Origin of the sequence: Bordetella genomosp. 10, assembly GCF_002261225.1 — a bacterium.
Lineage (GTDB): Bacteria > Pseudomonadota > Gammaproteobacteria > Burkholderiales > Burkholderiaceae_B > Bordetella_C.
The window spans coordinates 864624-877066 of the sequence record NZ_NEVM01000005.1 but is presented as its reverse complement, the minus strand read 5'-3'; the positions used below and the strand labels follow the sequence as shown (position 1 = coordinate 877066).

The 12443-nt window shown below is 68.4% G+C and carries 9 protein-coding genes; 8 read left to right on the top strand and 1 reads right to left on the bottom strand.

Translation table 11 applies throughout. The features are described from left to right. Positions 1–19: 19 nt before the first annotated feature. The 7 genes from CAL29_RS20170 (at position 20) to CAL29_RS20140 (ending at position 9374) form a co-directional block, all read left to right on the top strand. Positions 20–1918 (top strand): dipeptide ABC transporter ATP-binding protein, encoded by a 1899-nt coding sequence (locus tag CAL29_RS20170; RefSeq protein ID WP_094854810.1) that lies wholly within the window; start codon positions 20–22, stop codon positions 1916–1918. Positions 1919–2030: 112 nt separating this feature from the next. Next, a complete protein-coding gene (gsiB, locus tag CAL29_RS20165) occupies positions 2031–3584 on the top strand; it encodes a glutathione ABC transporter substrate-binding protein GsiB (RefSeq protein WP_094854809.1) in 1554 nt (517 codons plus the stop codon). Between the two features lie 103 nt (positions 3585–3687). Continuing rightward, entirely contained in the window at positions 3688–4608 is a 921-nt protein-coding gene (gene gsiC, locus CAL29_RS20160; protein WP_094854808.1) for a glutathione ABC transporter permease GsiC, read from the top strand. Positions 4609–4615: 7 nt separating this feature from the next. Beyond that, positions 4616–5530: a glutathione ABC transporter permease GsiD gene (gene gsiD / locus CAL29_RS20155; protein WP_094854807.1), complete on the top strand. Its 915-nt coding sequence runs from the start codon at positions 4616–4618 to the stop codon at positions 5528–5530. A gap of 19 nt (positions 5531–5549) precedes the next feature. Continuing rightward, entirely contained in the window at positions 5550–6704 is a 1155-nt protein-coding gene (locus tag CAL29_RS20150; protein WP_094854806.1) for a DmpA family aminopeptidase, read from the top strand. A gap of 7 nt (positions 6705–6711) precedes the next feature. Further along, positions 6712–7530, top strand: coding sequence for a M55 family metallopeptidase (locus CAL29_RS20145; protein WP_094854805.1), 819 nt, complete (start codon positions 6712–6714; stop codon positions 7528–7530). Positions 7531–7541: 11 nt separating this feature from the next. Next, positions 7542–9374: an aminopeptidase P family protein gene (locus tag CAL29_RS20140; RefSeq protein WP_094854804.1), complete on the top strand. Its 1833-nt coding sequence runs from the start codon at positions 7542–7544 to the stop codon at positions 9372–9374. A gap of 55 nt (positions 9375–9429) precedes the next feature. Here CAL29_RS20140 and CAL29_RS20135 read toward each other — a convergent pair whose 3' ends face one another. Then, the gene (locus CAL29_RS20135) at positions 9430–10446 is read right to left on the bottom strand and encodes a hypothetical protein (RefSeq protein ID WP_094854803.1); all 1017 of its coding nucleotides are present in this window, start codon (positions 10444–10446) and stop codon (positions 9430–9432) included. 204 nt (positions 10447–10650) lie between these two features. On the opposite strand from CAL29_RS20135, the gene CAL29_RS20130 reads away from it, so the two are divergent. After that, positions 10651–12306: a CTP synthase gene (locus CAL29_RS20130; protein WP_094854802.1), complete on the top strand. Its 1656-nt coding sequence runs from the start codon at positions 10651–10653 to the stop codon at positions 12304–12306. Positions 12307–12443 lie beyond the last annotated feature (137 nt).

Genomic DNA, 12443 nt, shown 5'->3' with positions numbered 1-12443 from the left:
CAAGCAAGGAAACAGAACGATGGCCGATGGAGCCGAACGCCTGGCGATGCCGGATAACCGGGTTGTCCAGGTCAGTGACCTGACCGTGCGCTTCGTGGGCGCCGAGCGCACCGTGGAAGCGGTGCGCAATCTCAATTTCCACGTCGACCGGGGCGAGACCCTGGCCATCGTGGGCGAGTCGGGTTCCGGCAAGTCCGTGACCTCGCTGGCGCTGATGCGCCTGGTCGAGCACGGCGGCGGCCGCATCGCCCAGGGCAGCATGCAACTGCGCCGCCGCAACGGCTCGCTGCTGGAGCTGGCCGGCGCCAGCCAGCGCACCATGCGCGGCGTGCGCGGCGCCGACATGGCGATGATCTTCCAGGAGCCGATGACCTCGCTGAACCCGGTGTTCACGGCCGGCGACCAGATCGCCGAGTCGATCCGCCTGCACCAGGGCAAGGACAAGGCGGGCGCCCGCGCCGAGGCCCTGCGCATGCTGGAACTGGTCCGCATCCCGGAAGCGCGCTCCATCATGAACCGCTTCCCGCACCAGTTGTCGGGCGGTATGCGCCAGCGCGTCATGATCGCCATGGCGCTGGCCTGCAAGCCGGCGCTGCTGATCGCCGACGAACCGACCACCGCGCTGGACGTGACCATCCAGGCGCAGATCCTTCAGTTGATCCGCGCGCTGCAGGAAGAAATGCACATGGGGGTGATCTTCATCACCCACGACATGGGCGTGGTGGCGGAAGTCGCCGACCGCGTGCTGGTCATGTTCCGCGGCGACAAGGTCGAGGAAGGGCCTTCGGAGCAGGTCTTCTCCCAGCAGAAGCATCCCTACACCAAGGCCCTGCTGTCGGCCGTGCCGCGCCTGGGCTCCATGGCCGGGACCGACCTGCCGGCCCGCTTCCCGCTGGTGCAGGTCGAGGGCGCGCCGCGGTCCGCGGCGGCGCCCGCGCCCGAGACCACGCAAGCGCCGCCGTCGGCGCCGTCCAGCCACGGCGGCGAGCCGCTGCTCAGCGTGCGCGACCTGGTGACCCGCTTCGATCTGCGCGGCGGCATCCTGGGCCGGGTGCGCGGCCGCGTGCACGCCGTCGAAAAAGTCAGCTTCGACCTCTATCCCGGCGAAACGCTGGCCCTGGTCGGCGAGTCCGGCTGCGGCAAGTCGACCACCGGCCGCTCCCTGCTGCGCCTGACGGAAAGCCAGTCCGGCACCATCCTGCTGGAAGGCCGCGACATCGGCAAGCTCAAGGGCGCCGAGATGCAGACGCTGCGCCGCGACATGCAGTTCGTTTTCCAGGACCCCTTCGCCTCGCTCGATCCGCGCGTGACGGTGGGTTTCTCCATCATGGAGCCCCTGCTGGTGCACCGCGTGGCCAGCGGCAAGCAGGCCGAGCGCCGCGTCGCCGAGCTGCTGGACCGCGTCGGCCTGCCGCAGGAAGTGGCGCAGCGCTATCCTCACGAGTTCTCCGGCGGCCAGCGCCAGCGCATCTGCATCGCGCGCGCCCTGGCCCTGAATCCGAAGGTGGTGATCGCCGACGAATCGGTGTCCGCGCTGGACGTGTCCATCCAGGCGCAGATCGTCAACCTGATGATCGACCTGCAGCGCGACCTGGGCGTGTCCTTCCTGTTCATTTCGCACGACATGGCGGTGGTCGAGCGCATCAGCCACCGCGTGGCGGTGATGTACCTGGGCCAGATCGTGGAGATCGGCCCGCGCCGCGCCATCTTCGAGAATCCGCAGCACCCGTACACGAAGAAGCTGATGGCCGCCGTGCCCATCGCCGATCCGCAGCGCCGGCACCTGAAGCGCCAGTTGCTGACCGAGGAGATTCCCAGCCCCGTGCGCAAGCCGGGCGACGAGCCCCTGGTCGAGCCGCTGGTGAACGTCGGTCCCGATCACTACGTCGCCCGCCACGCGCTGGGCGGCGCGTATTGAAAGGATTGCCGCGGCGCCTTCCCCTTCGCCGCGGCGGTCCGGCAGTCCCCATCCAGACGATCGCTTTGTCTTTCAACCACCAAACCTCCTTCCTCGACAACAGGAGTGCTTCATCATGAAACTACTGCGCCCGACCCGCATGATGGCCGCCGCCACGCTGGCCTTCGGGATGATCGCGGCCCCGCTGGCCCACGCCAGCAAGGACGTGACCTTCGCCGTCGCCATCGCGCTGGAGACGCTGGACCCCTACAACACCAATAGCACCCTGAACCAGGCGGCCGGCAAGGCCTACTACGAAGGCCTGTTCGAATTCGACAAGGACCTGAAGATCCAGCCGCTGCTGGCCACCGGCTACGAAGTGAGCCCGGACGGCCTGGTCTACACGATCAAGCTGCGCCAGGGCGTCAAGTTCCAGGACGGCACCGATTTCAACGCCGACGCCGTCAAGGTGAACTTCGACCGCGTCGCTAATCCGGAAAACCACCTGGCTCGGTACACGCAGTTCAACCAGGTCGCCAAGACCGAAGTGGTCGACCCCTACACCGTGCGCATCACGCTGAAGAAGCCGTTCTCGGCCTTCATCAACGCGCTGGCCCACTCGTCGGCCATGATCATCTCGCCGACCGCCCTGAAGAAATGGGGCAAGGACATCGGCTTTCACCCGGTCGGCACCGGCCCCTTCGAATTCGTCGAATGGAAGCCGGCGGAATACCTGAAGGTGAAGAAGTTCGACGGCTACTGGAAGAAGGGCTATCCGAAGATCGATACGCTGACCTTCCGCACCGTCACGGACAACAACAGCCGCGCGGCCGTCGTGCAGACGGGCGAGGCGCAGTTCGCCTTCCCGGTGCCGTTCGAGCAGGCCGCCGTGCTTGCCAAGAACGACAAGCTGGACCTGGTCAACGACAAGAACTCGATCATGGCGCGCTATCTGTCCATGAACACGATGAAGAAGCCCTTCGACAACGCGAAGGTGCGCGAGGCCATCAACTACGCCATCAACAAGCAGGCCCTGGCCAAGGTGGCCTTCGCCGGCTACGCCACGCCGGTGACGGGCGTGGTGCCGCAGGGCGTGGACTTCGCCGTGAAGACCGGCGAATACCCCTACGATCCGAAGAAGGCGCGCGAACTGCTGAAGGAAGCCGGCTACCCCAACGGTTTCGAAAGCTCGCTGTGGTCGGCCTATAACGACGGCACCTCGGTCAAGGTGGTGCAGTTCCTGCAGCAGCAACTGGCCCAGGTCGGCATCAAGGTGTCGGTCGAGGTGCTGGAGTCCGGCCAGCGCGTGCAACGCGTGCAGCAGGTGCAGAAGCCCGATGACGCCCAGGTCCGCATGTACTACGCCGGCTGGTCGTCGTCGACCGGCGAGGCCGACTGGGCCCTGCGTCCCTTGCTGACTACCGCGGCGTTCCCGCCGGTGTTCAACAACACCGCCTATTACTCGAACCCCAAGGTCGACGAGGACGTGACCAAGGCGCTGGCCACCTCCAACCGCGACGAGAAGGCCGCGCTGTACAAGGACGCGCAGGAAGTCGTCTGGAAGGATGCGCCCTGGGCCTTCCTGGTGACGCAGAACAACGTGTATGCGAAATCCAAGAACCTGACCGGCGTGTACGTGCAGCCCGACACCAACTTCTGGTACGGCGACATCGACCTCAAGCAGTAAGCCGCAACGATCCGCGCGCCGCGCCCGGCAATGGGCCGGCGCGCGGCCTTTTGCCGCAAGTTGGCGCGGCGTCCCGACGGACCCGCGCGCTGGAATGATCTAAATGTTCTCCTATATCGTCAAACGCCTTCTGGGCATGATCCCCACGCTGCTGCTGGTCTCGGTGGTGGTGTTCCTGTTCGTGCACATGCTGCCGGGCGATCCGGCGCGGCTGGCCGCCGGCCAGGATGCCGATCAGCAGACCGTCGAGCTGGTGCGCCACGACCTCGGCCTGGATCTGCCGCTGCCGCAGCAGTTCGTGCGCTACTTCCAGCACATGCTGGAGGGCGATCTGGGCACTTCGCTGCGCAGCAAGCGCCCGGTGACGACGGAAATCTCCGACCGCTTCATGCCGACCCTGCTGCTGACCCTGACCAGCATGGTCTGGGCCGTGGTGTTCGGCATGGTGATCGGCATCGTTTCCGCGGTCTGGCGCAACAAGTGGCCCGATCGCCTGGGCATGACGCTGGCCGTCTCCGGCATCTCGTTTCCCGCCTTCGCGCTGGGCATGATGCTGATGCAGATTTTCTCCGTGGGCCTGGGATGGCTGCCCACCGTGGGCGCTTCCAGTTGGAAGCACTACATCCTGCCCTCGATCACCCTGGGCGCCGCCGTGGCCGCCGTGATGGCGCGCTTCACGCGGGCCTCCTTCGTGGAAGTGATCCAGGAAGACTTCGTGCGCACCGCGCGCGCCAAGGGCCTGTCCGAACGCGTGGTGGTGGTCAAGCACACGCTGCGCAACGCCATGATTCCGGTGGTCACCATGATGGGCCTGCAATTCGGCTTCCTGCTGGGCGGCTCCATCGTGGTGGAAACCGTGTTCAGTTGGCCCGGCCTGGGCCGCCTGCTGGTCGACGCGGTGACGCAGCGCGACTATCCCGTGATCCAGGGACTGGTGCTGCTGTTCTCCTTCGAATTCATTGCGATCAACCTGGTCGTGGACGTGCTGTACGGCGTCATCAATCCCAGCATTCGCTACAAGTGAGGCGGCCATGAGCAACATCAATACCGTTACCCCTTCCTCGGCGCCGCCCGCCGCCCCGGCCGCGCCGACCGACGTGCGCACGCCGTTCAGCGAGTTCTGGCGCAAGTTCAAGAAGCAGCACCTGGCGGTGGCCGCCGCCGTCTTCGTGCTGCTGCTGGTGCTGGTGGCGATCTTCGCGCCCTGGCTGGTGCCGTTCGATCCCGAAAACTATTTCGACTACGACGCCTTGAACGCGGGCCCGTCGCTGACCCACTGGCTGGGCGTGGATTCGCTGGGCCGAGACATCTTCAGCCGCATCCTCATGGGTTCGCGCATCTCCCTGATCGCCGGCTTCGTGTCGGTGGCGCTGGGCGCCGTGGTCGGCACCGCGATGGGCCTGATGGCGGGCTATTACGAGGGCTGGTGGGAGCGCATCACGATGCGCGTGTCCGACGTGCTGCTGGCCTTCCCCGGCATGCTGCTGGCCATCGGCGTGGTGGCCATCCTGGGCTCCAGCATGGTCAACGTCGTGGTGGCGGTGGCCGTGTTCAGCGTGCCGGCCTTCGCCCGGCTGGTGCGCGGCAACACGCTGGCCATCAAGCACATGACCTACGTCGAGGCCGTCAAGAGCGTGGGCGCCTCGGACTGGACCATCATCATGCGCCACATCCTGCCGGGCACGATCTCGCCCATCGTGGTGTACGGCACCATGCGCGTGGGCACGTCCATCATCACGGCCGCCAGCCTGTCCTTCCTGGGCATGGGCGCGCAGCCGCCCACGCCGGAGTGGGGCGCCATGCTGAGCGAGGCGCGCGCCGACATGGTGACCTCGCCGCACATCGCCATCTTCCCGGCGCTGGCCATCTTCCTGACGGTGCTGGCCTTCAACCTGCTGGGCGATGGCCTGCGCGACGCGCTGGACCCCAAGATCGACCGCAAGTAAGACAGCAGGAAACAGCATCATGGATGGCAAGCGGAATCCGCCACGCATCGGGGAACTGCCCACGGGCCCCCTGGACAATATCTGCGACGTGCCGGGGGTGGCCGTCGGCCACGCCACCCTGGACGACGGGCCGATCCAGACCGGCGTCACCGTGGTCCGGCCGCACGGCGGCGATCCCTATCGCGACAAGGTGCCGGCCGCGGCGTCGGTGATCAACGGCTTCGGCAAGAGCACCGGCCTGATCCAGGTCGAGGAACTGGGCGTGCTGGAAACGCCGATCGCGCTGACCAATACCTTCGGCGTCGGCACGGTGGCCAACGCGCAGATCCGCGACGCGGTGCGGGCCAATCCGCAGGTGGGCCGGGAGTGGGCCACGGTCAATCCGCTGGTCTTCGAGTGCAATGACGGTTATCTGAACGACATCCAGGCCCTGGCCGTGACCGAGGCGCATTACGGCCAGGCGCTGGCCGCCGCCGGCCGTGTGTTCGACCAGGGCGCCGTGGGCGCGGGACGCGGCATGTCCTGCTTTTCCTTCAAGGGCGGCATCGGCTCGGCCTCGCGCCGGGCCGGCGATTACACGGTGGGCGCGCTGGTGCTGGCCAATTACGGCCGCAAGCCCAACCTGACCGTGGCGGGGCGGCCGTTCGGGCGCTGGCTGCGGGAGGCGGAAAGCGCGAAGGCTGTCGATGGCGATGCTGCGGTTGCCGGGGCGAATGCGGGCGCCGCGGGCGATGGCCCGGGGCGCGGCCAGGACCTGGGCCAAGGCCCGGACAATGGCCCGGAGAAGGGCTCCATCATTCTCCTGCTGGCTACCGACGCGCCGCTGGACGCGCGCCAGTTGCGCCGCCTGGCCCTGCGCGCGGGCGCCGGCCTGGCGCGCACCGGCTCGGTGTACGGCCACGGCAGCGGCGATATCGCGCTGGCGTTTTCCACCGCCTATACCGTGCCCCACCTGGCCGAGCGCGAGATGCCCGCGCCGCGCCTGCTGCACGAATCCCGCATCGACCCCCTGTTCGAGGCCGCCGCCGAGTCGACCGAGCAGGCCATCATCCACGCCCTGTGGCGCGCCGTCACGGTGCGCGGCCGCGACGGCCACGTCCGCCAGGCCATCACCGAAGCCATTCCGTCCTGGTCCGCCTGGCTTGCCGCGGCCCCGGTCTCCACTTCCTCGTGAGCTTGCCATGCGCATTCTTGTTTCCACCGATATCGAAGGCGTCGCCGGCGTCTTCCATTCCCAGCAGATCACGGCCGGCAACGGCGAATACGAACGGGCCCGCGCCTGGATGACCGGCGAGGCCGACGCGGCCGCGCGCGGCGCCTTCGCCGGCGGCGCCGACGACGTCCTGGTCAACGATTCGCACGGCGGCTTCCGCAACCTGCTGCTCGACGGCATCGACGAACGCGCCCGCCTGGTCATGGGCAAGCCGCGCTACCTGGGCATGATGGGCGGCCTGGAAGAACCGTGCGACGGCGTCTTCATGATCGGCTACCACTCGCGCGCGCAGGGCCGCGGCATCCTGGCCCACACGATCAACAGCTTCGCCTTCGCCAAGGTGCGCATCAACGGCATGGAGCTGGGCGAGGCCGGCCTGTACGGCGCGCTGGCGGGCGAACTGGGCGTGCCGGTGGCGCTGGCCAGCGGCGACGACGTCTTCATCGGCGAAACGCGCGAGCTGTTCCCCGGCGCCCTGTGGGTGCAGACCAAGGTGGCGCGCGGGCAGGGCAGCGGCGCCACGCTGTCGCCGGCGGCCTCGCGCGCGGCCATCGCCGAGGCGGCGCAGGCCGCCATGGCCAATCTGGGCAGCCTGAAGCCCTTCCGCATCGCGCCCCCGATAGAATGCCAGTTGCAAACCCAGACCACGGCCGTGGCCGACCTGTTCTGCATGTTGCCCTCGCTGGAGCGGGTGGACGGCGTCAACCTGCGGTTCCATACCGACAGCATGCAGGCGGCCATCCGCACGCTCAACAGCCTGGCCGCCATGTCCTTCATGCTGCGCTGAACCCTGGAACCATGACCCGACCGACGCCTTCCGCTTCCCCGTCCTCCGCCGCCGACGCCCGCATCGCCGCCCTGCGCCACGAAATGGCCGCGCGCGGCGTGTCGGCCTGCATCGTGCCCTCGGCCGATCCGCATCTGTCGGAATACCTGCCGGCGCGCTGGCAGGGGCGGCAGTGGCTGTCGGGGTTCACCGGCTCGGTCGGCACCCTGGTGGTCACGGCGGATTTCGCGGGCCTCTGGGTCGACAGCCGTTATTGGGTGCAGGCCGAGGCCCAGTTGGCCGGCACGTGCGTGAGCCTGATGAAGATCGCCGCGGTGGGCGTTCCCGGCCATGTCGACTGGCTGGCGGCGCACCTGCCGAAGGGCGCGCGCGCGGCCGTGGACGGCCAGGTGCTGTCGCTCGGCGCCTTCCAGGCGCTGTCATCCGCGCTGGGTCCGCGCGGCGTGACGCTGGACATCGGCCAGGACGTGCTGGATGCCGTCTGGCCCGGCCGGCCCGGGCTGCCGGAGGGCAAGGTCTATGAGCACCTGGCGCCTTATGCCTGCGTCACGCGCGCCGGGAAGCTGCGCGGGGTGCGCGAGGCCATGCGCGCCCGCCAGGCGAACGCGCACCTGGTTTCCTCGCTGGACGACATTGCCTGGCTGTTCAATCTGCGCGGTGCCGACGTCGAATACAACCCCGTTTTCGTGGCGCACGCCCTGGTGACGGACTCGGCGGCGACGCTGTTCGTGGCGCTGGGCAAGGTGGACGCCGCCTTGCAGGCGGCCTTGCGGGCCGACGGCGTGGCCGTGCGGCCCTACGCCGAGCTGCCCGCCGCCCTGGCGGCGATGGACGATGCCGCGGTGCTGGTCGATCCGGCCCGCGTGACGGTGGGCGTGCTGGCCGCGCTGCCGCCGTCGGCGCGGCGCATCGAGGCGATCAATCCCAGCACGCTGGCCAAGTCGCGCAAGACCGACGCCGAGCTGGCGCACGTGCGCGCCGCCATGGAGCAGGACGGCGCCGCCCTGTGCGAATTCTTCGCCTGGTTCGAGGCGGCCCTGGCGCGCGGCGAGACCGTGACGGAGCTGACGGTCGACGAGGTGCTCAGCGCGGCGCGCGCGCGCAAGCCGGGCTTCGTCTCGCTGAGCTTCGGCACCATCGCGGGTTTCAACGCCAACGGCGCCATGCCGCACTACCGCGCCACCGCGCAGTCGCACGCGACCATTGCCGGCGACGGCCTGCTGCTGATCGATTCGGGCGCCCAGTACGTGGGCGGCACCACCGACATCACGCGCGTGGTGGCGGTGGGCGCGCCCACCGCCGAGCAGAAGCGCGACTACACCCTGGTGCTCAAGGGCATGGTCGCCCTGTCGCGCGCGCGTTTCCCGCGCGGCGTGTTCTCGCCCATGCTCGACGCCATCGCGCGCGCGCCGATCTGGGCGGGCGGCGCGGAATATGGCCATGGCACGGGCCACGGCGTGGGATATTTCCTGAACGTGCACGAGGGCCCGCAGGTGATCTCGCATCGCGCGCCGGCGGGGCCGCACACGGCCATGGAGCCGGGCATGATCACGTCCAACGAGCCCGGGCTCTACCGGCCGGGGCGCTGGGGCGTGCGCATCGAGAACCTGGTCTGCAACCGGCCCTGGCAGACCACCGAACTGGGCGAATTCCTGGCCTTCGAGACCTTGACGCTGTGCCCGATCGACACGCGCTGCATCGACCGCGCGCTGCTGGCGGCCGACGAGGCCGCCTGGCTGGACGCCTATCACGCCGAGGTGCGCGAGCGCCTGCTGCCCCACGTCGAGGGCGCGGCCCGCGACTGGCTGGTCCAGGCGACCGAACCGCTGGAACGGGCGCGATAAGAATTCTTTTCTTGCGGGCCGGCGCCGGCCCGCCGGGGCTTAGGGGCTCAGGGGCTCAGTCCACGCTGGCGTTCGACAGCGTGGCCGGCGCTCCCGCGCTGGCCTCGCTTCGGTAGAACAGGCGCAGGAACAGGCGGCTCAGGGGCACCAGCGCCACCAGATAGATCAGCAGCAATACGACGGCGCCGCTCACCATGCCGATCTGCGACAGCAGCGCCAGCCCCAGGGTGTAGGCCAGGCCCAGCGCCACCGCGGCGTGGACGAGCTGGGCCGAGACGAAAGCGCACAGGGCGGCCAGGATGGCCCGGCCCGGCGCGGCGCGCCAGGGCTGCAGGTCGGCCAGCGGCTTGGCCGCGGCGACAAAGGCCACCAGGGCGGGCAGCAAGGGCAGGACGACGAGGGCCAGCGCGGCCTTCGGGTGTTCGCGCATGACGTCGGTGCCGAACAGGCTGTAGAGGGGACGCGTCAACTGCAACTGCAGGACCGCCCAGGTCCAGCCGAAAACGGCGGCGGCCGAGCGCGCGGCGGGCACCATGGGACCCACCGGCTCGTCGTGGCCCAGCATGGCCGTGAGGCGGCGGGCATAGGCCAGCGCGGCCAGGCTGACGAGCAGGGCCGCGATGATGGTCTGCACGAGGTTGATGCCCTGCATGATCAGGGGCGCGGCGTAATGGTGGCCATGGGTGAAGGTCCACTGCATCAGGGGCGCCACCGTCACGGGATACAGCGTGATCCACACCATCTGCAGCGCCAGGGTCACGACCACCACCGCGACCGCCGTCAGCCCCTGCACCCGGCGGCGCGCGGCCAGGGGCAGGGCGCCGTGGTTTTCCTCATGGGCGCGCGCGCAGGCGTAGACGATGAGGGCGGTGAGCGTCACGTTCGCGCTCCAGTCCAGCGCCATGGTGAGCAGGTATCCCCGGTCCATGTAGAGATGGCGAAGCTGCTCGGCGTAGGCGCCGAAGCTCAGTTGGATCGCCATGAGCGCCAGGGACAGGAGCAGCGCCATGACGGCGGCGGTCAGGGCGAGCAGGCGGGGCAGGGGGAGACGATCGCTGTCGGGGCTGGACATGCAGGTTTATCTCCTTGTCTGGCTGGAGGTGTCGGGGAGGGGCCCGATCTTATCAAAATGGGGCGCCATGGCCGCGCCGGGGCGCTGTCAAGGTGGTGTTGCTTTGTTACGCCCCGTCGCTCAGGGAAAACAAAAACAGCGGCCGGCTCCCAGCTATAATCCAAATTTCCCGCACGCGCCCGGCCGAACCGGGTGCTCATTACGATGACCAAATACGTCTTTGTCACCGGTGGCGTGGTGTCCTCCCTGGGGAAAGGCATCGCCGCCGCGTCTCTTGCCGCCATTCTCGAATCGCGCGGCCTCCAAGTCACCATGCTCAAGCTGGATCCGTATATCAACGTCGATCCGGGCACGATGAGCCCCTTCCAGCACGGTGAAGTCTTCGTGACCGAAGACGGCGCCGAGACCGACCTGGACCTGGGCCACTACGAGCGATTCATCTCCACCCGCATGCGCAAGGTGAACAATTTCACCACCGGGCAGATCTATGAATCGGTCCTGCGCAAGGAGCGGCGGGGCGACTACCTGGGCAAGACCGTGCAGGTCATTCCCCACATCACCAACGAAATCCAGGATTTCATCGCCCGCGGCGCGGAAGCCGGCTTCGACGGCGCCACCGACGTGGCCATCGTCGAGATCGGCGGCACGGTGGGCGACATCGAATCGCTGCCCTTCCTGGAAGCGGCGCGCCAGATGAGCCTGCGCCTGGGCCGCAACAACGCGGCCTTCATCCACCTGACCCTTGTTCCCTTCATCGCCTCGGCCGGCGAGCTCAAGACCAAGCCGACCCAGCACTCGGTGCAGAAGCTGCGCGAAATCGGCATCTACCCGAACGCGCTGCTGTGCCGCGCGGACCGCCCGATTCCGGACGACGAGCGCGCCAAGATCTCGCTGTTCGCCAACGTTCCGCTGGACGCCGTCATTTCGGTGTGGGACGCCGACTCGATCTACAAGGTCCCGTCCATGCTGCAGAAGCAGGGCCTGGACAACCTGGTGTGCGACGCGCTGGCCCTGACGCCGCCGCCGGCCGACCTGTCCATGTGGGACAACCTGGTCGACGCGCTGGAGCATCCCCAGCACGAGGTCACCATCGGCATGGTCGGCAAGTACATCGACCTGACCGAATCCTACAAGTCCCTGACCGAAGCGCTGGTGCACGCGGGCATCCACACCCGCTCGCGCGTGAAGATCGAGTACATCGATTCGGAAGACATCGAGACCCGCGGCACGGACCAGCTCAAGCATCTCGACGCCATCCTGGTCCCGGGCGGCTTCGGCAAGCGCGGCACGGAAGGCAAGATCGCCGCCATCCGCTACGCCCGCGAGAACAACGTGCCCTACCTGGGCATCTGCCTGGGCATGCAACTGGCCGTGATCGAGTTCGCCCGCCACGTGGCCGGCCTGGGCGGCGCCAACAGCACCGAGTTCGATCCCGCCGCGCCGCACCCGGTGGTGGCGCTGATCAGCGAATGGATGGACCGCGAAGGCCGCGTCGAGAAGCGCGACGCCAATTCCGACCTGGGCGGCACGATGCGCAAGGGCGCGCAGCGCTGCCCCATCAAGGCCGGCACGCTGGCGGCGCGGATCTACGGTCCCGAGGTCAACGAGCGCCATCGCCATCGCTACGAGGTCAACAACGTCTACGTGCCCCGCCTGGAAGAGGCCGGCATGGTGATCAGCGCCCGCACGCCGACGGAAAACCTGCCGGAAATGATGGAGCTGCCCAAGCACCCTTGGTTCGTGGGCGTCCAGTTCCACCCTGAATTCACCTCCACCCCGCGCGACGGCCACCCGCTGTTCTCCAGCTATATCCAGGCCGCGCTGGCCAACCAGGCCGCGCGTAACAAGGGCGCGGCATGATTTGGCCCGGGGGCGGTGCCGCCTGCCGCCCCGGGTCCATGGCCGGCATGGCGCCGCCGCTCCCGCCCGCCCATGGCGGCGCCCGGCGGGCGCGGTACCATGAGGCCGGGAGAGGGTCAGACTTTTCAAACGTTCTA

What these genes read in the sequence shown, in the direction of transcription:
- CAL29_RS20170 (WP_094854810.1), top strand. Translation starts at nt 20, where the DNA reads ATGGCCGATGGAGCCGAACGCCTGGCGATGCCGGATAACCGGGTTGTC.
- gsiC (WP_094854808.1), top strand. Translation starts at nt 3,688, where the DNA reads ATGTTCTCCTATATCGTCAAACGCCTTCTGGGCATGATCCCCACGCTG.
- gsiD (WP_094854807.1), top strand. Translation starts at nt 4,616, where the DNA reads ATGAGCAACATCAATACCGTTACCCCTTCCTCGGCGCCGCCCGCCGCC.
- CAL29_RS20150 (WP_094854806.1), top strand. Translation starts at nt 5,550, where the DNA reads ATGGATGGCAAGCGGAATCCGCCACGCATCGGGGAACTGCCCACGGGC.
- CAL29_RS20145 (WP_094854805.1), top strand. Translation starts at nt 6,712, where the DNA reads ATGCGCATTCTTGTTTCCACCGATATCGAAGGCGTCGCCGGCGTCTTC.
- CAL29_RS20140 (WP_094854804.1), top strand. Translation starts at nt 7,542, where the DNA reads ATGACCCGACCGACGCCTTCCGCTTCCCCGTCCTCCGCCGCCGACGCC.
- CAL29_RS20135 (WP_094854803.1), bottom strand. Translation starts at nt 10,446, where the DNA reads ATGTCCAGCCCCGACAGCGATCGTCTCCCCCTGCCCCGCCTGCTCGCC.
- CAL29_RS20130 (WP_094854802.1), top strand. Translation starts at nt 10,651, where the DNA reads ATGACCAAATACGTCTTTGTCACCGGTGGCGTGGTGTCCTCCCTGGGG.